The organism is Hydrogenophaga sp. (assembly GCF_030373245.1).
Classification (GTDB): domain Bacteria; phylum Pseudomonadota; class Gammaproteobacteria; order Burkholderiales; family Burkholderiaceae_C; genus Hydrogenophaga.
Genome location: NZ_JAUCZF010000001.1, coordinates 642,499 through 663,519, shown reverse-complemented (window position 1 = coordinate 663,519; position 21,021 = coordinate 642,499). Strand labels below are relative to the sequence as shown.

24 protein-coding genes are annotated in these 21,021 nt (G+C 65.9%); 19 read left to right on the top strand and 5 right to left on the bottom strand.

The window, feature by feature from the left end; translation table 11 throughout:
* Positions 1 to 25 precede the first annotated feature (25 nt).
* On the bottom strand, positions 26 to 1,558 hold the full coding sequence (locus QUV25_RS03210) for a deoxyribodipyrimidine photo-lyase (protein WP_300861253.1): 1,533 nt from the start codon (positions 1,556 to 1,558) through the stop codon (positions 26 to 28).
* Positions 1,559 to 1,604: 46 nt separating this feature from the next.
* Here QUV25_RS03210 and QUV25_RS03205 point away from each other — a divergent pair, with 46 nt between their 5' ends.
* From QUV25_RS03205 to QUV25_RS03180, 6 genes are all read left to right on the top strand, one after another.
* On the top strand, positions 1,605 to 2,204 hold the full coding sequence (locus QUV25_RS03205) for a YqgE/AlgH family protein (protein WP_300861252.1): 600 nt from the start codon (positions 1,605 to 1,607) through the stop codon (positions 2,202 to 2,204).
* A complete protein-coding gene (ruvX, locus tag QUV25_RS03200) occupies positions 2,201 to 2,629 on the top strand; it encodes a Holliday junction resolvase RuvX (protein WP_300861251.1) in 429 nt (142 codons plus the stop codon). The genes QUV25_RS03205 and ruvX overlap by 4 nt, the downstream gene beginning before the upstream one ends.
* Positions 2,626 to 3,147 (top strand): bifunctional pyr operon transcriptional regulator/uracil phosphoribosyltransferase PyrR, encoded by a 522-nt coding sequence (gene pyrR / locus QUV25_RS03195; RefSeq protein WP_300861250.1) that lies wholly within the window; start codon positions 2,626 to 2,628, stop codon positions 3,145 to 3,147. Before ruvX ends, pyrR begins: the two co-directional genes overlap by 4 nt.
* Complete coding sequence (locus tag QUV25_RS03190) at positions 3,144 to 4,106, top strand: aspartate carbamoyltransferase catalytic subunit (RefSeq protein ID WP_300862003.1); 963 nt, start codon at positions 3,144 to 3,146, stop codon at positions 4,104 to 4,106. The genes pyrR and QUV25_RS03190 overlap by 4 nt, the downstream gene beginning before the upstream one ends.
* A 99-nt stretch (positions 4,107 to 4,205) precedes the next feature.
* Positions 4,206 to 5,555 (top strand): dihydroorotase, encoded by a 1,350-nt coding sequence (locus QUV25_RS03185; protein ID WP_300861248.1) that lies wholly within the window; start codon positions 4,206 to 4,208, stop codon positions 5,553 to 5,555.
* Positions 5,552 to 6,319 (top strand): 1-acyl-sn-glycerol-3-phosphate acyltransferase, encoded by a 768-nt coding sequence (locus QUV25_RS03180; RefSeq protein ID WP_300861247.1) that lies wholly within the window; start codon positions 5,552 to 5,554, stop codon positions 6,317 to 6,319. The genes QUV25_RS03185 and QUV25_RS03180 overlap by 4 nt, the downstream gene beginning before the upstream one ends.
* Positions 6,320 to 6,494: 175 nt before the next feature.
* Here the strand turns inward: QUV25_RS03180 and QUV25_RS03175 are convergent, their stop codons facing one another.
* From QUV25_RS03175 to QUV25_RS03165, 3 genes are all read right to left on the bottom strand, one after another.
* The gene (locus tag QUV25_RS03175; protein WP_300861246.1) at positions 6,495 to 6,827 is read right to left on the bottom strand and encodes a chaperone modulator CbpM; all 333 of its coding nucleotides are present in this window, start codon (positions 6,825 to 6,827) and stop codon (positions 6,495 to 6,497) included.
* On the bottom strand, positions 6,824 to 7,798 hold the full coding sequence (locus QUV25_RS03170; protein ID WP_300861245.1) for a DnaJ C-terminal domain-containing protein: 975 nt from the start codon (positions 7,796 to 7,798) through the stop codon (positions 6,824 to 6,826). The genes QUV25_RS03175 and QUV25_RS03170 overlap by 4 nt, the downstream gene beginning before the upstream one ends.
* A gap of 122 nt (positions 7,799 to 7,920) precedes the next feature.
* Positions 7,921 to 8,583: a glutathione S-transferase gene (locus QUV25_RS03165; RefSeq protein WP_300861244.1), complete on the bottom strand. Its 663-nt coding sequence runs from the start codon at positions 8,581 to 8,583 to the stop codon at positions 7,921 to 7,923.
* 131 nt (positions 8,584 to 8,714) lie between these two features.
* Between QUV25_RS03165 and QUV25_RS03160 the strand changes: the two genes are divergently transcribed.
* The 11 genes from QUV25_RS03160 (at position 8,715) to QUV25_RS03110 (ending at position 16,378) form a co-directional block, all read left to right on the top strand.
* A complete protein-coding gene (locus tag QUV25_RS03160; RefSeq protein ID WP_300861242.1) occupies positions 8,715 to 9,101 on the top strand; it encodes a DUF2946 family protein in 387 nt (128 codons plus the stop codon).
* A gap of 61 nt (positions 9,102 to 9,162) precedes the next feature.
* Positions 9,163 to 9,807, top strand: a complete 645-nt coding sequence (locus QUV25_RS03155; protein WP_300861241.1) for an SCO family protein — start codon at positions 9,163 to 9,165, stop codon at positions 9,805 to 9,807.
* Positions 9,808 to 9,853: 46 nt separating this feature from the next.
* A complete protein-coding gene (locus QUV25_RS03150; RefSeq protein WP_300861240.1) occupies positions 9,854 to 10,339 on the top strand; it encodes a copper chaperone PCu(A)C in 486 nt (161 codons plus the stop codon).
* A gap of 46 nt (positions 10,340 to 10,385) precedes the next feature.
* On the top strand, positions 10,386 to 10,823 hold the full coding sequence (locus tag QUV25_RS03145; protein WP_300861238.1) for a hypothetical protein: 438 nt from the start codon (positions 10,386 to 10,388) through the stop codon (positions 10,821 to 10,823).
* Positions 10,824 to 10,872: 49 nt separating this feature from the next.
* Positions 10,873 to 11,262, top strand: a complete 390-nt coding sequence (locus QUV25_RS03140; protein WP_300861236.1) for a DUF2946 family protein — start codon at positions 10,873 to 10,875, stop codon at positions 11,260 to 11,262.
* A 79-nt stretch (positions 11,263 to 11,341) separates the two neighbouring features.
* Positions 11,342 to 11,986, top strand: a complete 645-nt coding sequence (locus QUV25_RS03135) for a hypothetical protein (RefSeq protein ID WP_300861235.1) — start codon at positions 11,342 to 11,344, stop codon at positions 11,984 to 11,986.
* A complete protein-coding gene (locus tag QUV25_RS03130) occupies positions 11,983 to 12,483 on the top strand; it encodes a copper chaperone PCu(A)C (protein ID WP_300861233.1) in 501 nt (166 codons plus the stop codon). Before QUV25_RS03135 ends, QUV25_RS03130 begins: the two co-directional genes overlap by 4 nt.
* A 3-nt stretch (positions 12,484 to 12,486) precedes the next feature.
* Entirely contained in the window at positions 12,487 to 12,909 is a 423-nt protein-coding gene (locus tag QUV25_RS03125) for a hypothetical protein (RefSeq protein WP_300861231.1), read from the top strand.
* A 136-nt stretch (positions 12,910 to 13,045) separates the two neighbouring features.
* Positions 13,046 to 13,969: an MbnP family copper-binding protein gene (locus tag QUV25_RS03120; RefSeq protein WP_300861229.1), complete on the top strand. Its 924-nt coding sequence runs from the start codon at positions 13,046 to 13,048 to the stop codon at positions 13,967 to 13,969.
* Positions 13,966 to 15,168 (top strand): methanobactin export MATE transporter MbnM, encoded by a 1,203-nt coding sequence (locus QUV25_RS03115; RefSeq protein WP_300861227.1) that lies wholly within the window; start codon positions 13,966 to 13,968, stop codon positions 15,166 to 15,168. The genes QUV25_RS03120 and QUV25_RS03115 overlap by 4 nt, the downstream gene beginning before the upstream one ends.
* Positions 15,104 to 16,378, top strand: coding sequence for a hypothetical protein (locus tag QUV25_RS03110; RefSeq protein WP_300861225.1), 1,275 nt, complete (start codon positions 15,104 to 15,106; stop codon positions 16,376 to 16,378). The genes QUV25_RS03115 and QUV25_RS03110 overlap by 65 nt, the downstream gene beginning before the upstream one ends.
* Positions 16,379 to 16,389: 11 nt before the next feature.
* Here QUV25_RS03110 and QUV25_RS03105 read toward each other — a convergent pair whose 3' ends face one another.
* Positions 16,390 to 17,508, bottom strand: coding sequence for an ABC transporter ATP-binding protein (locus QUV25_RS03105; protein WP_300861223.1), 1,119 nt, complete (start codon positions 17,506 to 17,508; stop codon positions 16,390 to 16,392).
* Positions 17,509 to 17,607: 99 nt separating this feature from the next.
* On the opposite strand from QUV25_RS03105, the gene QUV25_RS03100 reads away from it, so the two are divergent.
* Together QUV25_RS03100 and QUV25_RS03095 are read left to right on the top strand one after the other, a co-directional pair.
* Positions 17,608 to 19,215 (top strand): iron ABC transporter permease, encoded by a 1,608-nt coding sequence (locus QUV25_RS03100; protein ID WP_300861221.1) that lies wholly within the window; start codon positions 17,608 to 17,610, stop codon positions 19,213 to 19,215.
* A gap of 50 nt (positions 19,216 to 19,265) precedes the next feature.
* Positions 19,266 to 20,966, top strand: coding sequence for a hypothetical protein (locus QUV25_RS03095; RefSeq protein WP_300861219.1), 1,701 nt, complete (start codon positions 19,266 to 19,268; stop codon positions 20,964 to 20,966).
* Positions 20,967 to 21,021: the final 55 nt, after the last annotated feature.

The following is a 21,021-nucleotide window of genomic DNA, read 5'->3' as shown; positions in this document are numbered from 1 at the left end:
CGGCGCCGGGCCACCCCAAGGCGGATCAGCCCCCTCGGGGGGCAGCGACCCGCGCAGCGGCAGAGCGTGGGGGCTCCGTTTTCTTCACCACCGCATATCGCTGCAGCGTGCGCTCGCGAGCTTCGGCGTGGTCGACCACTGGGCGCGGGTAGTCCTTGCCCAGCTCGATGCCGGCTGCCACCAGCTCCATTTCCCGTGCTTGCCAGGGCGCATGGATGGCGGCGTCAGGCAGGCCGGCGAGATGTGGCAGGTAGCGGCGGATGAACTTGCCCTGCGGATCGAACTTTTCGCTTTGCGTGACCGGGTTGAAGATGCGGAAGTAGGGCTGCGCGTCGCAGCCGCTGGAGCTGGCCCATTGCCAACCGCCGTTGTTTGCCGCGAGGTCAAAGTCGATCAGGTGGTCGGCAAAGTAGCGCTCGCCCCAGCGCCAGTCCAGTCCCAGGTCCTTCACCAGAAAGCTTGCCACCACCATGCGTAACCGGTTGTGCATGTAGCCGGTCTGGTTGATCTGCGCCATGGCCGCGTCCACCAGTGGGTAGCCGGTACGGCCTTCGCACCAGGCCACCAGCAAGGCCTGAGCGTGTTTCCCGTGTTCGAACTTGATCAGGTCGTACTCAGGCTTGAACGCGTGCTTGACCACGTGCGGGAAGTTGGCCAGCACTTGGTGGTAAAAATCTCGCCAGATCAGTTCGGACAACCAGGTGCTGGCCCCAGCCATGCCATGCAAATGCATGGCATAGGCGACAGATGCAATGCGCCGCACCGAGATCGTGCCAAAGCGCAGGTGCACGCTCAGGTAGCTCGGTCCTTTCACGGCGGGGAAATTGCGTGACTCGCCATAGCGGTCGATCCGCTCGACAAAATCTTCGAACAATGTGTGTGCGCCAGGCGCCCCGGTGGGCATGGGCAACAGCGCCAGGTTGGTGGGCTCAAACCCCAGGTCGGCCAGACTGGGCATCGGCTTTCGCAGCGTTGCCGGGATGGCAGCCAGGCTCTGGCTGTGGACTGCGACCGCGTGCGGCGCCAGGTCGTTTTCGGTGATCCGCTTGAGCCAGGCGTTCTTGTATGGCGTGAACACGCCGAACGCGTGGCCGGCCTGTGTGAGCACTTCGCGCCGCTCAAAGATCACGTGGTCCTTGTGCCCGTGGAACATGATGCCGGCGTGCGCCAGATCGCCGAGCACCTGAGCGTCGCGCGCCTGGGCCGCCGGCTCATCATCGTGGTTGGCAAACACCGCCTGCACCTGCAGCCGCTGCGCCAGCTCGGGCACCAGTCCCTGAGCCCGGCCGTGCAGCACGATCAGGCCGGCCTCAGCCACGCCGCGTGCCTGGGCCAGCGCCTTGAGCTCGGCGTCCAGTGTCTGCAGTGAGCGCCAGATGAACTCCACCCGCCGGTCGGCTTTGAGGCCGCGCGCCAGCAGCGGATCCAGGATGTCGGTGTCGAACACGAACACACACCAGAGCTGCCGGCAGGCGCGCAGCGCGTGGGAGAGGGCTGCGTTGTCCTCAGCGCGCAGATCGCGCCGGAACCACATCAGGCCTTTGTCGTAGGTGTTCATCTCGGCAAGGGGCAAGGGCAAGTGGGGGGCGGCTTAAAATGCCGCCATGTCCGCGGATTCTGCTCCCATCAACCTGACCAGCCATTTCCTGATCGCGATGCCCGGTCTGAGCGATGCGCTTTTTGGCCGCAGCGTCGTGTTCATGTGCGAGCACAGCGAGCGCGGCGCGCTCGGGCTGGTGATCAATAAGCCGAGCGACATCGTGCTGTCGCGACTGTTTGAAAAAGTGGACCTGCCCATGGGACGCGAAGACCTGGCCAACCAGCCGGTGTTCCAGGGCGGACCGGTGCAGACCGAGCGCGGATTTGTGCTGCACGAGGCGATCGACACAGGCGAAGGCGGCGAGGGTGAATCCGTCTACGCCTCCACGCTGTCGATCCCGGGCGGACTGGAAATGACCACCTCCAAAGATGTGCTGGAAGCGATGGCCTCGGGTGCCGGCCCGCGCAAGGTATTTGTGACGCTGGGCTACGCCTCCTGGGGCGAGGGTCAGCTGGAATCCGAGATCACCGAAAACAGCTGGTTGACGGTGGAAGCCGACCCCAGCCTGATTTTTGACGCACCGGTGGACGAGCGTTACGACCGCGCCATGGCGCTGCTGGGCCTGCAGTCGTGGATGTTGTCGCCTGATGCGGGGCATGCATGAGCCTGTTGGCGCCCGCGCCCTCGCTGCCGGAAGTGCCTGCTCACTGTCAGCTGTTTGTAGCCTTTGACTTTGGCCTGAAGCGAACCGGTGTAGCCAGCGGCAACCGCCTCACCCGCACCGCCACGCCGCAAGCCACGGTGAACGCGCAGGGCGATGCCCGGTTTGTCCAGATTGCCCAGCGCATCGCCGAATGGCAGCCCGACGCCCTGGTTGTCGGCGTACCTTTCCACCCCGATGGTGAGGCACACGAAAACACCGCGCGTGCGCGAAAATTTGCCCGCCAGCTGCGCGGTCGTCATGGCCTGCCGGTGTTCGAGGTAGACGAGCGCTACACCACCACCGAGGCGCTCGCATTGGGCGCAAAAGATGCGGACGCGGCGTCTGCCTGCCTCATCCTGGAACAGTTTCTGAGGAGCCTGCCTTGAGCCCTGCCCATCCACTCGCGCTGGACGCCGAGGCGCTCTACACCGAGCTGCTGGCGCGCGTGGGCGCGCTGCTGAAGACCAGCCCGGCGCCCACCCGGCTGGTCGGCATCACGTCGGGTGGCGTCTGGCTGGCCGAGCGCTTGCAGCGCGATCTGGGGCTTGAGGGGGATGCTGGTGTGATCTCTTATGGGCTGCACCGCGACGACTTTGCGCGCCGCGGTCTGGCGGTCAGTGCCCAGACCCTGCTGCCGTTTGATGTCCAGGGTGCGCATGTGCTGCTGGTCGACGATGTGCTCTACACCGGTCGAACCCTGCGTGCGGTGGTCAATGAACTGTTCGACTACGGTCGCCCGGCCAGCGTGCGGCTGGCGGTGCTGGTGGACCGCGGTGGGCGCGAGCTGCCGATCCAGGCCGATGTCGCCGCCACCACCGTGAGCCTGCCCCAGGACCAGTCGCTGGAGCTGGCGCGCGACGATCAGGGGCGCCTGCAGTTTGTCATCGAACCCAAGAAAGCCTGACCGTGGCCGGCAACCCCCAACTCAACCGCAACGGCGAGCTGATCCATCTGCTCTCCACCGAAGGCCTGTCGCGCGCCATCCTCACGCAAATCCTCGACACCGCCGCCGGTTTCGTCAGCGTCAGCGACCGTGAGGTCAAGAAGGTGCCGCTGCTGCGCGGCAAGAGCGTGTTCAACCTGTTCTTCGAAAACAGCACGCGCACACGCACCACGTTTGAAATCGCCGCCACGCGCCTGTCGGCCGACGTGATCAATCTCGACATCGCGCGCAGTTCCACCGCCAAGGGCGAGTCCCTGATCGACACCATCGCCAACCTCAGCGCCATGGCCGCCGACATCTTTGTCGTGCGCCACAGCGAATCGGGCGCACCCTATCTGATCGCGCAACATGTCGCGCCGCACGTGCATGTGATCAACGCCGGCGACGGGCGCCACGCGCACCCCACCCAGGGGCTGCTCGACATGTACACCATCCGGCACTACAAGCACGATTTCACCAACCTGTCGGTGGCCATCGTGGGCGACGTGCTGCACTCGCGCGTGGCGCGCTCCGACATCCACGCTCTGACCACGCTCGGCGTGCCCGACGTGCGCGTGGTCGGCCCGCGCACCCTGGTACCGACCGACATGAGCCACATGGGCGTGCGGGTGTGCCACACGCTGGAAGAAGGCATCAGGGATTGCGACGTGGTGATCACGCTGCGGCTGCAGAACGAGCGCATGAGCGGTGCGCTGTTGCCCTCCAGCCAGGAGTACTTCAAGAGCTTCGGCCTCACGCCCGAGCGCCTGCGCTGGGCCAAGAAGGACGCCATCGTGATGCACCCGGGGCCGATCAACCGCGGCGTGGAAATTGATTCGGCGGTGGTCGATGGTCCGCAAAGCGTCATCCTGCCGCAGGTCACCTTTGGTATCGCGGTGCGCATGGCGGTGATGGGCATCGTGGCTGGGAATGAGGCTTGATCTCCTCCTTCCACCGCTGCGCGGGTCTCTGCCTGCCAACGGTGCGCGTTTCGCCTTGGGGCGGCCCAGCCGCTGAACCGAGGTTTTCAAGGTAAAGCTATGAAGATCCTGATCCAGAACGGTCGCGTGATGGACCCGATGACGGGTCGCGACGAGATGGCCGACGTGGCGATCGCGGCCGGGCGCATCATCGCCATCGGCCAGATCTCGCCCGACTTCCATCCGAACCGCACGCTCGATGCGTCGGGCTGCGTGGTCGCGCCGGGCCTGATTGACCTCGCGCTGCGGTTGCGCGAGCCGGGCCAGGAACACGCCGCCATGCTGGAGAGCGAAATGGCGGCCGCGGTGGCCGGTGGCGTGACTTCGCTGGTCTGCCCGCCCGACACCGACCCCGTGCTGGACGAACCTGGCCTGGTCGACATGCTGAAGTTCCGCGCCGAAAAGCTGCACCAGGCGCGCGTGTTTCCCCTGGGCGCGCTCACCAGAGGTCTGCAGGGCGAGGTGCTGACCGAGATGGTCGAGCTCACCGATTCAGGCTGCGTCGGTTTTGGCCAGGCCGAGGTGCCCATTGTCAACACCCAGGTGCTGCAGCGCGCGCTGCAATACGCCGCCACCTTTGGCTACACCGTGTGGCTGAGGCCGCAGGACTTCTACATGGGCAAGGGCGTGGCGGCCAGCGGTTCGCTGGCCACGCGCATGGGCCTCTCCGGTGTGCCGGTGCTGGCCGAAACGATTGCGCTGCACACCTTGTTCGAACTCATGCGCGCGGCCCAGGGCAAGGGGAAGGCCAACGAAGGCAAGGGCGCGCGCGTGCACCTGTGCCGCCTGAGCAGCGCGGCTGGCCTGGAGCTGGTGCGCCAGGCCAAGGCTGAGGGTCTGCCGGTGAGTTGCGATGTGAGCGTGCACAACCTGCACCTGACCGATGTGGACATGGGCTACTACGACAGCCGCTTTCGCCTGCAGCCGCCGCTGCGTCAGCAGCGCGATCGTGATGCGCTGCGCGCCGGCCTGGCCGACGGCAGCATTGACGCGCTGGTGTCCGATCACAACCCCGTGTCGGCCGACGCCAAGATCCTGCCCTTTGCCGAAGCCGAACCTGGTGCGACTGCGGTCGAGCTGCTGCTCGGCCTGGCCTGCAAATGGGCGCAGCAGGAGGGGCTTGGACTGATGCAGGCGCTGGGCGTGCTCACGCGCGGGCCGCAGTCGGTGCTGGGCCACAGCCTGGGCACGCTGCAGGCCAGCCTGGGCCAGCTCGCGGTGGGTGGTCAGGCTGACCTCTGTATTTTTGATCCCAACGCCAGCTGGCGCGTGGAGCCGGCGGCCTTGCTCAGTCAGGGACACCACACGCCGTTTGAAGGCCACGAGCTGCCGGTGCGTGTGCGCACCACACTGGTGGGTGGCCAGATCGCGCACGACTCGGCGCCGAACGCTGCTGCGGCCAAAGTGTGAGCGCGCCGCGCAGTCGCTGGGTGGCGCTGTGGCGGGCGCTTCGTGCCGTGCTCCATGTGTTGCGTGGCCTGTGGATCATTCGCCGCGAGTTCGATCGCCTCACAAACAGCCAGCGCGCGTTGGTGGTGCGCGAGTGGTCGCGCCAGATGCTGCGCATCATGGGTGTGAGGCTGGTGGTAAGCGGTACGCCACCGGTTCGTGGACCGTTGCTGCTGGTGGCGAACCACATTTCCTGGCTCGACATCCTGGTGATGGACGCAGCCCATCCCGCGCGTTTCGTCTCCAAGGCGGATGTGAAGCACTGGCCGGTGCTGGGCACCCTCATCACTGGCGCCGGCACGCTCTACATCGAACGCGAGTCGCGACGCGACGCCATGCGGGTGGTGCACCAGATGGCCGCGGCCCTGCTTGGGGACGACACCCTGGCGGTGTTCCCCGAGGGCACCACCGGTGATGGCGGCGAATTGCTGCCATTCCACGCCAACCTGATCCAGGCCGCCATTGCGACCGAGGCGCCGGTGCTGCCAGTGGCGCTGCAATACCTGGATGGCGACTCGGGAAGCCGCAGTGCCGCGCCGCTGTTCCTGGGGGACACGACCCTGGTTCAATCGATCTGGACGACGCTGCGCGCTCCGGATCTCCATGCGATGGTGACCTACGGCGAGCCGCAAGAGGCCGCAGGGCGCGATCGTCGTGCCTGGGCTGGCGATTTGCGCCAAGCCGTGGGCGCGTTGCTGGAGCCGCGCAGCACGCCAGGCAGCTGAAGCTGCCCCCTGGGGTCGCTGTGCAGTCTGAGCTTCAACCGCCGGAGCGATCAACGCCTACTGAGCTGGTGAGCGGTACCAGCTGTCCTCACAGCGCGACGCGGCAGACTGATGTGCCCAGGCCTTTGTGGATCCGACAGCGCATCACCGCGCACTCGCGGTGCAGCCGTGATGCTCAGCGGTGGCTGGCCTGACCTGAAGGCTTCGCCGCGAGTTGCGCGCGAAGGGTTTCCAGCTCGTCCATCAGCCGCAGCGCCAATGCCGCGCCGGCAGGGTTCACGCCCAGATCGCGCTGCAGCCGCCAGGCGACCGTGAGGTGGTGGACCTCGGTTTCGCCGAATCGCCAGCTCTCGGGCGCCTGTCCCTTCACAGGCTGCACCACTCCTTCGTCGAGCATGGCGATCACGAACTCCGTCTGCACCGCGCAGGTGCGGCAGAGCTGTTCAAGCGAGAACAAGGCTTCTGTACCCACAGCGGCATCGCTCGGGTTGTCGCCAGGGGTTTTCATGCGGTGTCTCCCTGCAGGTTTCTCGGGTTGAACGAGGTGAATGCCTGGGCCATGTTGCGGTAGGCGGCTTTGGCGCTATCGCTGTCGGCCGGGGGCACCGCGATCTTCAGCACGAAATAGAAATCCCCTGGAGTCTTCCCTGGGATGCCTCGCCCTTTCAGCCGAAGCTTGCGCCCCTCGCTCGACCCGGCCGGTACCGTGAGCTCAACCGTTCCGGTAGGGGTGGGCACTTCAATGACCGCGCCCAGCGCGGCCTCCCAGGGGGCGACCGGCAGATCCATGTACACGTCGTGCTTGTCGACCCGGTAATGCTTGTGCGGCAGGAAGTCCACCTCCAGATAGAGGTCGCCTGGCTGGCCCTGACCCATCGCTGGGCCGCCCTGGCCTGCCAGGCGGATGCGCTGGCCCACGCGCACGCCGCGCGGGATGGTGAATTCGATCGGGTGCTCGCGCAGCACCACGTGGCCGTCGGCATCCACCGTCGGCATTTGCAGGTTCACCCTGCGCGTGCCCCCGTGATAGGCCTCTTCCAGCGTGATCTGAATCCTGGCGTGGCTGTCCTGGCCGTGCGCGTGGAATCCTTGACCGCGGCCCTGGCCGCCCGCCGATGTGGACTGGGAACGGGCGAAGCCCCGGCGGAACAGCGATTCGAAGAAATCGCTCTGGTCGCCCATGTCTTGCCCGTCAAACCCGCTGCCTCCGGTCTCATAGCCTGCGTTCCAGCCAGGCGGCGGCTGAAAGTCCTGCCCCTGCTTCCAGTTGGCCCCGAGGCGGTCGTAGGCCGTGCGCTTCTCCGGGTCCTTCAGCACCTCGTTGGCTTCACCCAGCTCCTTGAACTTCGCCTCGGCGTCGCTGTCCTTGTTGATGTCAGGATGGTACTTGCGCGCCAGTTGGCGGTACGCGCGCTTGATCTCGTCCTGCGTGGCGCTGCGCTCCACGCCCATCACCTTGTAGTAATCCTTGTATTCCATAGACACCCTCTTATTCACGGACCACTTTACGCCGCTTTGCCAGAGCCATGCGTCTCAATTGGGTTGGCTGAATCTGCTGGTGCCAGGAAATGGCGATAAGACGGGACGCGAATGGTTTGGGTTCAGTTCTTGGCCGCTGCGGCCGCTTTGGCGCGTTGCATCATCAGTTCGGTGTTGGTCTTGCGGTCGGCGTTGACGCGCTGCACCGTTGGCCGCTCGCCCACGCGCTTGAGGTAGTCGCGCACCGGCAGCTCGGCCAGAAAATCGCGACCGTAAATGATCTTGGTGGCGCTGCTCACCAGCGGCAGGTGCACCACGGCGGCGCAGTCGGCCAAGGTGAACTGATCGCCAGCGATGAAGGGCGAGAACTTGGCCAGTTGCGCGAACGCAGCCACGTTTTTTTCCAGTTGTTGCCCGGTCTTTTCCTTGGCCCCATCGCTGATCTTGCCGCCGAAGAAGGCTTCGGGGTAGAGGTTGCGCGCCACCAGCTCCAGGTGCAGTTCGATGTAACGCAGCAACTCGCGCACCTGTGCCTTGTGGAAGGCTTCGGCTGGCATGAGCGGGGTGTCGGGGAACTGGTCTTCGATGTATTCCAGCAGTACGGTGGACTCGCTCAAGGGCCCGTGCTCGGTCTTCAGGTAGGGCACCTTGCCCAGCGGGCTGGCGCTGCGGTCGGTCTCGCCCACCCAGGCCAGCTCTTCTTCAAAGGCAACGCCTTTTTCCAGCATCGCAAGTTTGACCTTGTTGTAGTAGTTGCTGGCCGCAAAGCCGCAGAGTGTGAGCATGAGAGGTCTCCTGATGGGGTGATGGGTCGGTCCAGCCAAGATGTTAGGCCCCTCTGCCTATCCGCGCAGGTCGCCCAGTTGACGTGACCTGCGTCAATCGGTGCGAATCACCCGGCTGATAAACTGCGCCCATGTTGCTGACCCGCGTCCAACGCCGCTTCACCGCCTGGCTGGCCATGCTGGCCCTGGTGCTGGCTGCGCTTGCACCGACGCTGGCGCAGGCGGTGGTGGCGACCTCAGACCGAAGCGACTGGATGCAGATCTGCAGCGCCAGCGGCATGGTCTGGATCCAGGCCGAACCCGATGCGGCCGGCACCGAGAGCGCACCCATGGCCGACATGGAGATGCATTGCCCCTGGTGCACGCTGCACAACCCGGTCGCTGGTTTGCCACCGGCGTCAGTACTGAACTTCTCGGCCGCCGCATCGACTCCGCTCCTCGGCCCCGTCAAAGTCGCGGCACCGCCTGTGGGCGTGTGGACCGCCGCACCAGCCCGTGCACCGCCCCTGAACTCCTGAGCCCACGCCGTGGCCCACCTGAAAAGGGTGGTGCCTGTGTTCCCGTGTTGCAGGAGGCGCCGTGCCTCGGTTTCCGCTGATTCCGTTCCCCGCCCGGGTGAGCCTGGTGCGCCGGCAGGTGTTTGCCGGCTTGCTGGCGGCCGCTGCCTTGCCGCTGCTGAGTGCCTGCGACCGCCTGGGCGGCGACGAGGGTTTCCGCGGCATCGACCTGACCGGTGCTGCCTATGCACAAGGTTTCTCGCTCACCGATTTCCACGGTCGGTCGCGCACCCTTGCCGACTACCGCGGCCAGGTGGTGATGCTGTACTTCGGTTTTGTGCAGTGCCCGGACGTGTGCCCCACCGCACTGGCCCGAGCCTCGGCGGTGATGCAGCAGCTAGGGACGGATGCGGGCCGGGTGCGGTTGCTGTTCGTCACGGTCGACCCCGAGCGCGACACGCCCGAACTGCTGCGTGAGTACATGGCGGCCTTCGACCCTCGCTTCGTGGCCCTGACGGGTAACCCGGAGCAGATCCAGGCCACGGCCGACACCTTTCGTGTGCACTTCAAGAAAGTGCCCACGGGTGGCAGCTACACCGTGGACCACACCGCGCTCACGTACCTGTTTGATCCCGCTGGTCGCATCCGCGTCGCCCTGCGCCACGAACAGACCGTTGACGACTATGTGGCCGATGTGCGGCGGCTGCTGGCCGAGTCAACCCTCTGATTGTTCAATTTTTTTCACTCCACTTTTTTCTATCCAAGGTATCCCCATGAAAAAACTTCTCATCGCCTCCCTCGTCGCCCTGAGCGCCACCGCCTGGGCCCAGTCAACCACCGTCCAGGTGGAAGACGCCTGGGTGCGCGGAACAGTCGCCACCCAGAAGGCCACGGGTGCCTTCATGCGCCTGACACCCAGCGCCAACGCGCGCCTCGTGTCGGCCAGCTCGCCAGTGGCGGGTGTGGTCGAGATCCACGAAATGGCGATGGAAAACGACGTCATGAAGATGCGCCAGGTGCCAGGCCTGGACCTCGCTGCGGGTCGCACCACCGAACTCAAGCCGGGCGGCTTTCACGTGATGCTGATGGACCTCAAAGCACCGGTCAAAGGCGGTGATGTGGTGCCGCTGACCCTGGTGTTCGAGGACGCGGCCAAACAGCGCTTCACCCAGGAGGTCAAGGCCCCGGTGACCGCGCTGGGTGGCGGCAACGCCCCTATGAAACACGACATGAAGCCAGGCATGGGCCACAAGCACTGACGACCGGTTGGCTCTCTGTACCCTTTCCCACTTTCAGGAGACTCCGATGAACCGTTCCCTTGTTTTTCTGTGTCGTGCTGTGATGGCGCTCGGTCTGTTGACCTTGGGCAATGTCGCCATGGCGAAATCAGTACCCGCTGACCAGGGCCTGCCCGTGGTCGAGCTGATGCCCCTGGTCATCAAGCACGAGGCCGATTTGCAGCTCAGCACCGAGCAGATCCAGGCCTTGGCCGATTACCGCAAGCAGGCTATGCCAGGGCGCATCTCGGTGCAGAAGAAAATTCAGACGCTGCGCGGTGAGTTGCGCATGGCCCTGCTGGAGGGCAAGCCAGCGGCCGAGCGCGAGGCGCTGATGCGGCAAGTGGCCGACGCCGAGATCGAGCACTTTCAGGGGCGCGAGCGCTGCGTGGAGCAGTTGCGCAAAACCCTGAGCGCCGGGCAGTTTGCTCAGCTCAGCCAGCTCTACCTTGGTGGTCTGCGCTGAGCGCCTGACCGCGGGCTGACCCACTTCTTTTGCCCGCAGGTTGCCGGCCATGTCCACCCGAATGATGCGTGCCCTGACGCGTGGCCTCCTGGTCGCGATGCTGCTGGCCATGCTTGCGCCCGCGATCTCGCGCGGGCTGGCCAGCACGCGCGTGGTGGGTGACTGGGTGGAGGTCTGTACTGCGCAGGGCATGCGCTGGGTGCAGCTGGCGTCTGAGGGAGTAGAGACCGAACCGGTCGGTGCAGGTGACTTGCTGCACGCCCTCGACGGCTGCGGCCATTGCGCCCTGACGGCCGAGCGTTTTGCACCCTTGCTGCCTTCTTTCCCGACGTTGCCGTCAAGCATGGGCACCTGGGGTGTGCCTTTGCACCAGGCCGCCACTTTCCTTCCCCTGGACGCCCCGAGTCCAGGCGCGCGTGGCCCCCCGCTGCTGAGTTGAATCCTTTGCGCGGCCCCAAAGATTGGGTCCGCAGGTTCAGTGGCTGGTGCGTTTCATCAGCACAACTCGGGAGCATTTCATGACTTCATCCGTCTCTGGCGTCGCGCTGGCCTGCGCGAGCAACCAGTCGATTTTTCTGTCCGGCGAATCCGGTCCCGTCTGGCGCGTGGTTGAGGGCGTCGTGCGTCTGGACCACACTAGCGGCCCGATTCGACAGCCTGTCCAGCTGGCCTTGGCGGGAGACCTGATCGGCACTGAAGCCCTGTGTGGGCAGGCCTACCAGCTGAGCGCCAGCGCCTTCACGAACTGTCGGCTGGAGGCTGTGCGGTCTCACGCCGAAGCCACCTCGGAGCCCTTGTTGCGGCAGGCGCTTTTGCAGCAGTTGGTCCGCTGTCAGGACATGGCTCAGCTGCGCACTGGGAGCGTGCTGCAGCGCGTGACCCACCTGCTGGGTCTGATGGGGTTAACCCGCGCGGTTCAAGAATCCGGCCGACACGGACAGGCCGACGCGGTGCGCGAGGTGCTGCCAAGGCTGCGGGAAGTGGCGCTGCTGGTGGACGCGAAGACAGAAACCGTCTGCCGCGTCCTGGCCCAGTTGTTGCCGCCACGCAGTCGCAAGAGTGGACCGGTGCGCGCCGCCGGGCGCGACCTGTTGGCGATCGCGCCCGGGCAGCGGTTCGGCGAATGGGCAGCCAATGCAAGCCCTGTCGGGTGTGCCGCGTGAAGCCGCGGCTGCTCGCCGTCGCGTGCGGTGCCGTATTGCTGATCTCCCCGGTATGGGCTCACGACTTCAAGCTCGGCGACCTGCGCGTTGACCACCCCTACGCCACACCCACCCTGCCAGGTCTGAACACCGGCGCGGTGTACTTCCGCGGTATCCGCAACACGGGCAAGTTTCCCGATCGGTTGCTCTCGGCTACCACGCCTGTGGCTGCGCGGGTCGAGATCCACCGCATGACGATGAAGGCAGATGTTATGCAGATGCGTGCTGTGCCTTCGCTGGAGATTCCAGCCGGTCTCTCGGTGCCCATGAAGCATGGAAGCGCCGATGGCCACCACCTGATGCTGCTCGATCTCAAGGCGCCGCTGAGGGATGGTGAGCGTTTTCCGGTGACCCTGACATTTGAAAGAGCGGGCACGCGCGAAGTCATGGCCTGGGTGCAGACGCCCAGGACGTCCGGTACAGGCTCAAAGGCTGCCGAGCACCGCCACCGCCACTGAGCCATGAAGCCGCAGACACTGCTGCCCCTGGAAGCGACCCGCGTGCGCCACTGGTTGCGTGCGATGCTGATGTGCGCGTTGTTTTCGGCGCTGCATGGGACGTTAGGTGCATGGATCGTTCCAGTCATCAGCTCTCAGGAAGCCGTGCAAATCTGCACGCCGCAAGGCCTGCAGTGGGTCAGTCTGGAAGACCAAGCGCCAGGCGATAGCGACCAGCCGACCTCAACGGATCACCTACTGCAGCCCTGCGCCTGGTCATCGGCACACGTGGCAATCGCCAACGCACTGCCCCGTCTGCGGACCTGCTTGCCGTTCGTGGCGGCCATTCAGCGCAGGGAGTGGGAGACACCATGGCCGCCCAGTGATCACGCTCGGCGCGTGCTGCTGATGTCCGCCATGCGGGCTCCGCCGGGCTTGATTACCTGAGCCCTCCCTTCCCCTTTGTTTGGCATTCCCCTTGGCCGTATTGCGTACGGCAGCGTGTCGCTCAGCACCGCCGTACCTACGCAGTGGGGCTATGCCGCGTCGACCCTTCTGTTCACGATTCTGAGAAAGCTTCCCCATGAAAAACACATACACCCTTCTTGCCGCAACCCTGATGGCGGTTGGTCTGCTCACCGCTTGTGGCGGTGGCGACCCCGTGGTTGAGACCCCCGTTGCAACGACCCAGGCGGTCGAATTGAGCTTCGCCGCGACGGCGGGTAGCGACCCCATCACCTGCGCCAGCAGCCTCACCGGTATGGGCACCAGCGACGCCAGCGGCGGGCTCAAAGACATGCGCTTCTACATCGCCAACGTAAAGCTGGTACGAGCCGATGGTTCGGAAGCACCGCTCACGCTGCCTCCCAACGACGACTGGAACGCGACCCTGGGCAGCGACGGCGTCACCCTGATTGACCTGGAAGACAACACGGGCACCTGTGTGGGGACGGCTGCGACCAACACCACTTTGCGCGGTACCGTGCCCGCTGGCAATTACGTGGGCGTGAAGATGACGTTGGGTGTGCCGTTTGCGCTCAATCACACCGATCAGGGTGCATCGACCAGCGTGACACCGGCCGCCATCAACAATGCCGTGAATCCAGGCATGGCCTGGGCCTGGGCCGGTGGGCGCAAATTCGCGAAGATTGAGGTCACGGATCCCGGCTGGGCCGCTCCGACCTTCAATGTCCACATCGGCTCCACCGGCTGCACCGGAGTCAACCCTGCGGCTGGGCAGGTTGACACCTGCAGCAAGCCCAACCGGCTCGATCTGGCATTTGGTGCTTTCGATCCGACCACGCAGAAGATCGCGGTGGACGTCAAGGCCTTGCTGACGGGCAACGATGTGACGGTCAACGGCTCGGGGCCGACGGGCTGCATGTCGGGCACCACCGACCCCGAGTGCCCCAAAGTGTTTGAGGCTTTGGCCATTGACCTGGCTGGTACAGGTCAGACCGTGGGCGACGGCTCAACGCAAACTGTCTTCAAGGTCGTGGCGAAATGAGTGGGGCGCAGCGCACCAAGAAGGCGCTGCGCGGGCTCGGCGGGACCGCGCTCCTGTGTGGGGTGCTGTCCCTGCTGGCCTGTGGCGGGGGTGGCGTCAGCGTGAACGAGACCAGCAACAGCGGTGCCTGGCGCTGGGTGCTGCCTGCCAACTTCCCCACGCCGCGCGTGCCCGAGAGCAACCCGCTCAGCCCGGCCAAGGTGGAACTTGGTCGCTACCTGTTCTACGACCGCCGCCTTTCAGGCAATGGCTTGCAGGCCTGTGCCAGCTGCCATCACCAGGACAAGGCCTTCACCGACGGGTTGACCCGCTCCATCGGCTCCACCGGCGAGATGCATCCACGCAACGCGCAGAGCCTGGCCAACGCCGTGTACCACCCGACGCTGACCTGGGTCAATCCCTCGCTGCTGAGCCTTGAGGCGCAGCTGCAGGTGCCGCTGTTTGGAGACAACCCGGTCGAGATGGGCGTCAACGAGGGCAATGTCGACTCGGTGCTTGATCGCATCCGGTCCGATACACGCTACCCCGCGATGTTCGTTCAGGCTTTTGGTGACGAGGTTGAGAGCATCAGCTGGGGCCGCATCACACAGGCCATAGCCAGCTTTCAGCGCACGCTGATCTCTGGCAACAGCCGCTTTGATCAGGCGCTTTCCGGCAAGACGGTGCTGAGTGCCGCCGAGCAGCGAGGCCAGACGCTCTTCTTTGGCGAGAAGGCCGAGTGTTTCCATTGCCATTCGGGGCACAACTTCAATGATCAGGTGGTGCACGCCTCCACCCGGGTGCTCGATCTGCCGTTTCACAACACGGGTCTGTACAACATTGGAGGCACTGGCAACTTTCCCGAGGGGAATCAGGGCTTGTTCGAATTCACGGCCAAGCCCGAGGATCGGGGGCGGTTTCGCGCGCCCAGCCTGCGCAATGTGGAAGTCACTGCACCCTACATGCACGACGGAAGCATCGGAACGCTGGAAGAGGTGCTCGACTTCTACGCCGCTGGCGGTCGATTGATCACCACCGGTCCCAACGCGGGCGATGGCCGAGTGCATCCCAACAAGAGCGACCTGATTTCGCTCATCAATCTCAACGTCCAGGAAAGAGCCGATCTGGTGGCCTTCCTCAAAACCCTCACCGATCATGAGTTCCTCACCAATCCGGCACTGTCCGACCCTTTCTCTAACCCGCCAGCTACGCGTCCATGAGCGCCTGCGGGCAGCAGCCGTGATGGTGGGCGGACTGTGCCTGAGCGCCACCGTCTGGGCGCATGGGGAGGCCGACGATGTGTTGCCCGCCGAGGCTGGTGTGTCGGTGGACGCGGCCATCGCGCTGCGCACCCTCCGCGCCGACCAGCCCCTGCCGTCGGAGCCGCTCAACGGCTACCTGCTGCTGGGCGATGCCGGCCACGACCTGCGCAAGGAGCCGCTGGAGCATGCCGCGCTGGGTTTGTCGGCTCGCTTCAACGACACCTGGGGCGCCCGCCTGGCCGTGGGCCAGCATGCCAGCGACGATGTCCATGTGGAGGCTGCCTGGTTGCAGGCGCGGCACGACGGCGACGATGCCGCCTGGCTGCTCACCTTCGGGCGACAGCGCCCAGCGCTGGGCCCGGTGCTGGGTGCGGCGGGTCACCTTGATCGCTTCGGTCCAGTGCCACTGGCGCAGCGCATGGCCGTCAATGGCGACTGGGTGGATGATGGCGCTCAGTTGAGCTGGCGGGCCGATCGCGGCGCGCGACAGTGGAGAGCCGATCTGGCTCTGTGGCGCGGGCAAGCGTTTCCCGGCGCGCAACACGGTGCTGTGGCGCCAGGCCTGCACTTGGGGCTGGACCAGGGCCTCTGGTCGATCGATGGCCTGTGGGCGCAGTTCCGTCCCGACGGTCGCGGCAGCGCCATTCAGCCGGCGCTAGGCCACAGCCACAATGCGCCGATCTGCGACAGCGCCTTGCGCGAGGTTGTGTGTTTCCGAGGTCGTTCTGACGTGCTGGCCGCGTCTGTGAGATGGCAGGGCGCGCAAAGTGCCCAGGCTTGGCCCATCACGCTGTCTGCCGCGGGCTGGATTCGCAGCGAGACTGGCACGCTGGAGTCCGTCAACGGTCTGGTGGACTACCGCGGGCGCAGCACCGGTGGCTGGCTGGAAGCGCTGTGGCAGATCCATCCCCGCTGGGAACTGGGCTGGCGTGGCGAACGCCTGATGGCTGACCACGCCATCGACGGCGCAGGTGCCAGTCTGATCATGGCCGAGACTCGATTGAATGTTTACCAGTCAGCCACTCGCCAAACACTGATGCTCGGTATGCGCGCCAGTGAGCAGGTCGATGTGCGGGTCGAGGCGGGGCGTGAGTCTGCTGCAGGGGTATCGGTGAATTTTGCGGCGCTGCGGGTACTGGTCAAGCTCCAAGCCCTGCTCTCGCCCTGAGCAACCCATGCTCAGATCGGAGCGTGGGTTCGGGTCACGCCAGGCGCTGGCGGGCTGCTCGCGCCGCCGCCGCGCGCGAAGGTCACCACGTGATCGACCTCGGCGCGGATGCCAATCCATTCGCCCACCGCGTGGTTGTGGTGAGAAGGCACATGGGTCATCAGCACCTCGCCGCTGGCCAGGCGCAGCGTGTAGAGGAACTCTGAGCCGCGAAAGGCCTTGCGGATGATCTGCGCCTTCACCGGCGCGTGGTCGTCGTGCACGATGTCGTCGGCGCGCAGCAATACGTCGCACAGACCAGCGTCGTAAGCGTTGGGCAGGGGGCACTCGTCCATGTCCTGCAGCGCACCCAGCGGCGTTTGCACCGACACCTCGTCACCGATTTGCCGGATCTGTGCCGGAGCGAACACACCGTGGCCGATGAACTCGGCCACGAACCGGGTGGCGGGGCGGTGGTAGAGCGCGTAGGCCTCGTCCCACTGGTGCAGATGGCCTTCGTGCATGACGCCAATCAGGTCGCCAATGGCAAACGCTTCGAGCTGATCGTGTGTGACGAAAAGGGCGGTGGCACCTGCCGCTTTGAGGATGGCGCGCACTTCGTGCGCCAGGCGTTCGCGCAAGTCCACGTCGAGGTTGGAGAAGGGCTCGTCGAGCAGCAGCAGGCGCGGACGAGGCGCCAGCGCGCGGGCGAGGGCCACGCGCTGCTGCTGGCCGCCGGAGAGTTCGTGGGGGAAACGCGCCTGCAGGCCATCGAGCCCGACCAGGGCCAGCACCTCGGCCACGCGCTGCTCGCGCTCGCCGCGTGGCAGGCGGTCGATACCAAAGGCCACATTGCGGCCTACGTCCAGGTGGGGGAACAGGGCGTAGTCCTGAAACACCATGCCGATGCGGCGGCGCTCGGCTGGGGTGTGGTGCTCGTCATCGCTGACCAGTTCACCGCCCAGGTGGATGCTGCCGCTGCTGGCGCGCTCCAGCCCGGCCACGGCGCGCAGCAAGGTGGTCTTGCCGCAGCCCGACGGCCCGATCAGCACGCCAATGTCACCCGCTCGCAAGCCCAGCGACACGCCGTCCACAGCTGGCGCGGTCTGGCCGGGGTAGCGCACACTGAGCTGAGAAACGCTGAGGAACATGAACAGGATTGTAGATAACTACAATTCTCATTTGTATTGACGTGCGTCAAACCCCTGCGGCCACCGGCCCCTTCACCGACTTCTCCCGATCGAATGTCCATGCTGCGCTGGTTGGCTCCTGTTGCCTTGCTGTTGCTGGCGGTCTTGCTGACCCTGCCGGTCGTGGCGCTCGGCCTGTCGTGGCTGGAGTTTGACGCTGCGGGCCGCGATGTGCTGAGCCAGATGGCGCAGACGGTGTTGCCCGGATACGTGCTGACGTCGGTGGCGCTGTGTGTCAGCGTGGCGCTGGGTGTGGCGGTGGTCGGGATGGGCACGGCCAGCGCGGTCACTCTGTTCGACTTCCCCGGGCGGCGCGTTTTTGAATGGGCGCTGCTGCTCCCGCTGGCCATGCCGGCCTATGTGGTGGCTTACGCGTACACCGATTTCCTGCAGTTCAGTGGCCCGCTTCAGGTTGGCTTGCGCGAAAGCTTCGGCTGGGAAGGTCGCGTGTTCCCGGAGATCCGCAACACACCGGGAGCGGTCTGGGTCTTCACGTTCACGCTGTACCCGTACGTCTACCTGCTCGCGCGTACTGCGCTGTCCGAGCGGGCTGCCCAGCTCATGGAGGCCGCGCGACTGCTGGGAGCGCCGCTGGCCCGGCGCATTCGCGAGGTGGCGCTGCCGCTGGCGCGACCGGCCGTGGCCGCCGGCGTGGCGCTGGCCCTGATGGAGACGCTGGCGGACTTCGGCGTGGCGAGCTACTTCGGCATCCAGACCTTCACTGCCGGTATCTACAAGGCCTGGCTGGCGATGGACAATCGGCTGGCCGCCGCCCAGCTCGCCACCATGCTGCTGGCCACCGTGGCGCTGCTGATGTGGCTGGAGCATCGGGCCCAACGCCGCATGCGTTTTGCCACACTGCGCGCTGGTCGCGGCAGCAGTGCCGAGGCGATGCCGGTGCGTTTGCGGGGCAAGCAGGCGGCGCTGGCGCTGCTGGTGTGTGCGCTGCCGGTGTTGTTCGGCTTTGTGTTGCCGGTGCTCTTCATGCTGCGCCCGCTGATCGACGGCTGGGACGAACTGCCCTGGGGCGCGTTTGTGCAGTGGTCTCGCAACAGCGTGTGGCTGGCGGCCTTGAGTGCGTTGCTGGCCACCTTGCTGGCGCTGGCACTGGCGTTTGCCGTGCGCACGCGTCCCGGCTGGCCCACGCGCACCGCAGTTCAGCTCACCAGCCTGGGTTATGCGGTGCCGGGAGCGGTGATTGTGGTCGGCCTGCTGCTGCCGGTTGGGTGGGTGCAGGCGGCCTGGCCCGCCTCGACGGTGGGCTACCTGATCACCGCCACCGCACTCGGCATCGTCTGGGCGTATCTGGTGCGCTTCACTGCGGTGGCGCTTCAAAGCGTGCAGGCGGGTTACGCCCGCATGCCGGCCAGTCTGGACGATTCGGCGCGCATGCTCGGCACCACTGGCGCGGGGCTCGCATGGCGCGTGCACGCGCCGCTGCTCAAGCGCGCCACGCTGGCGGCCGCCTTGCTGGTGTTCGTGGACGTGATGAAGGAGCTGCCGGCCACCCTGGTGCTGCGCCCTTTCAACAGCGACACCCTGGCCGTGGTCACTTACCAGCTCGCGCGCGACGAGCGCCTGGGTGAGGCGGCGCTGCCGGCGCTGGCGCTGGTGCTGGTGGGCCTGGTGCCGGTGATCCTGCTGAGCCGGACTTTGCGCAGCCGCTGATTCCCCCTTCGTTTGCAGGCCGGTTGGCCGGGCTGGCCTACTATGGCGGCATGTTGCCGATATTTTTGGGTTTGCCCAACCGGACGATCGGGCGATGCGCCACCCGTGTCCAGCGCGAGTTGCGCCGTGCCTGGTTGCCCTTTGTGGTGGCCGGCCTGGCGATGCTCGCGGGTGTCACGCAAGCCCAGCCGGCAGGTCAGGCCTCGCCGAGCTTCGCCGAGCTGGAGGCCGCCGGTGCGCGCGTGGGCGATGTCCGCGTGCTGGCGATGGATGTGTTCGACACCAACGATCCGGCTGAGGACTACGCGCTGTTTCGCCTGGCCAACCGCCTGCACATCCAGACCCGAGAGAGCGTGATCCGGCGCGCCATCCTGTTCCGCTCGGGCGACTTGGTGTCGGTGCGCGCGATCGAGGAAACCGAGCGCCTGCTGCGCGGCAATCGCTATCTCTACGACGTGGCCATCCGCCCTGTCGCGGTGCGCGGTGACCTGGTCGACATCGAGGTGGTGACGCGCGACACCTGGTCGCTCAGCGTGGGTGCAGGCGTAGGCACCAGCGGCGGTGAAAGCAACAGCAACTTTGAGTTCAGCGACAACAATCTGTTCGGTACCGGCACCACGCTGGGCTTCAAGCGCAGCAACGATGTGGACCGCTCCAGCAGCGAAATCGAATACGCGAACGAGCGGGCCTTCGGTACCCGGGCGTCGGTAGCCGCCAGCCACGCGAGCAACAGCGATGGACGCCGCAGCGCGCTGGCGGTCGTGCGACCGTTTTATTCGCTGGACGCCCGCTGGACCGCTGGCATTCAGGCCTCGTCGGACGATCGCATCGACCCTCTGTATCAGGCTGGCGAGATCGCCAGCCAGTACCGGGTGACGCAATCGCAGGCGGACGTGTTTGGCGGCTGGTCAGACGGCCTGGTGAACGGCTGGGTGCAGCGCCACACCCTGGGCCTGAGCACAAGCCGCGTGCGCTACGCAGCCGAGCCCGGGCTCGTGGCACCGCCGCAACTGCCGCAAGACCGACGCCGAGCGGGTCCCTTTTGGCGCTACGACCTGATCGAAGACCGGGTGGAGCGCGAGTTGAACCGCAACCTGGTCGGGCGGCCCGAGTATTTCCAGCTCGGTCTGCTGGTCAGTCTGCAATTGAACTGGGACGCCGCAGCTTTCGGTGCCGATCGCAACGCGCTGCGCATCGGCACCACCATCAGCCGCGGCTTTGTATTCCCGCCTGGCGACACGCTGGTGGCCCGCGCAGCCTGGAGTGGCGAGTTGCAGCGCGATGGTGCCAGCAGCCAGCGCCTGAGCGCTGGAGCCGAGTACTACCGCCCGCAGAGCCCGCGCCGTCTGTTCTACGCGTCGATCGCCGCCGACGCGCTGGTGCGCCCCGAGCCCACCGCTCAACTGCTGCTTGGCGGGGACAGTGGCCTGCGCGGCTATCCGTTGCGCTACCAGAGTGGCTCGCGGCGCGTGCTGCTGTCTGCCGAGCAGCGCTTCTACACCGACGTTTATCTGTGGCGCCTGTTCCGGCTGGGCGCGGCGGCCTTTGTGGATGTGGGTCGCGCCTGGGGTGGTGTCTTGCCCAACAACGACAACCCCGGCTGGCTGAGCGATGTGGGCGTGGGTTTGCGAGTGGTCAGCGACCGCTCGTCTTTCGGCACGGTGGTTCACATCGATCTGGCTGTACCGCTGAACCGGACCGCCGACGTCAGCAGCGTGCAGTTTCAGGTCAAGACCAAGCGCAGTTTCTGAAGCGCCGCGTTGCCCGAGGCCTGTGGCCTGCGGGGTAGGATTGGCCTTGCATCTG

Excerpts from the sequence above, each read along its gene's own strand:
- QUV25_RS03170 (WP_300861245.1), bottom strand. The coding sequence starts at position 7,798 with ATGGAATACAAGGATTACTACAAGGTGATGGGCGTGGAGCGCAGCGCC.
- ruvX (WP_300861251.1), top strand. The coding sequence starts at position 2,201 with ATGAGCCTGTTGGCGCCCGCGCCCTCGCTGCCGGAAGTGCCTGCTCAC.
- QUV25_RS03175 (WP_300861246.1), bottom strand. The coding sequence starts at position 6,827 with ATGAAAACCCCTGGCGACAACCCGAGCGATGCCGCTGTGGGTACAGAA.
- QUV25_RS03160 (WP_300861242.1), top strand. The coding sequence starts at position 8,715 with ATGTTGCTGACCCGCGTCCAACGCCGCTTCACCGCCTGGCTGGCCATG.
- QUV25_RS03205 (WP_300861252.1), top strand. The coding sequence starts at position 1,605 with ATGTCCGCGGATTCTGCTCCCATCAACCTGACCAGCCATTTCCTGATC.
- QUV25_RS03140 (WP_300861236.1), top strand. The coding sequence starts at position 10,873 with ATGTCCACCCGAATGATGCGTGCCCTGACGCGTGGCCTCCTGGTCGCG.
- QUV25_RS03110 (WP_300861225.1), top strand. The coding sequence starts at position 15,104 with ATGAGTTCCTCACCAATCCGGCACTGTCCGACCCTTTCTCTAACCCGC.
- QUV25_RS03105 (WP_300861223.1), bottom strand. The coding sequence starts at position 17,508 with ATGTTCCTCAGCGTTTCTCAGCTCAGTGTGCGCTACCCCGGCCAGACC.
- QUV25_RS03095 (WP_300861219.1), top strand. The coding sequence starts at position 19,266 with ATGTTGCCGATATTTTTGGGTTTGCCCAACCGGACGATCGGGCGATGC.
- QUV25_RS03150 (WP_300861240.1), top strand. The coding sequence starts at position 9,854 with ATGAAAAAACTTCTCATCGCCTCCCTCGTCGCCCTGAGCGCCACCGCC.
- QUV25_RS03210 (WP_300861253.1), bottom strand. The coding sequence starts at position 1,558 with ATGAACACCTACGACAAAGGCCTGATGTGGTTCCGGCGCGATCTGCGC.
- QUV25_RS03125 (WP_300861231.1), top strand. The coding sequence starts at position 12,487 with ATGAAGCCGCAGACACTGCTGCCCCTGGAAGCGACCCGCGTGCGCCAC.
- QUV25_RS03115 (WP_300861227.1), top strand. The coding sequence starts at position 13,966 with ATGAGTGGGGCGCAGCGCACCAAGAAGGCGCTGCGCGGGCTCGGCGGG.
- QUV25_RS03100 (WP_300861221.1), top strand. The coding sequence starts at position 17,608 with ATGCTGCGCTGGTTGGCTCCTGTTGCCTTGCTGTTGCTGGCGGTCTTG.
- QUV25_RS03185 (WP_300861248.1), top strand. The coding sequence starts at position 4,206 with ATGAAGATCCTGATCCAGAACGGTCGCGTGATGGACCCGATGACGGGT.
- QUV25_RS03165 (WP_300861244.1), bottom strand. The coding sequence starts at position 8,583 with ATGCTCACACTCTGCGGCTTTGCGGCCAGCAACTACTACAACAAGGTC.
- QUV25_RS03135 (WP_300861235.1), top strand. The coding sequence starts at position 11,342 with ATGACTTCATCCGTCTCTGGCGTCGCGCTGGCCTGCGCGAGCAACCAG.
- QUV25_RS03120 (WP_300861229.1), top strand. The coding sequence starts at position 13,046 with ATGAAAAACACATACACCCTTCTTGCCGCAACCCTGATGGCGGTTGGT.
- QUV25_RS03145 (WP_300861238.1), top strand. The coding sequence starts at position 10,386 with ATGAACCGTTCCCTTGTTTTTCTGTGTCGTGCTGTGATGGCGCTCGGT.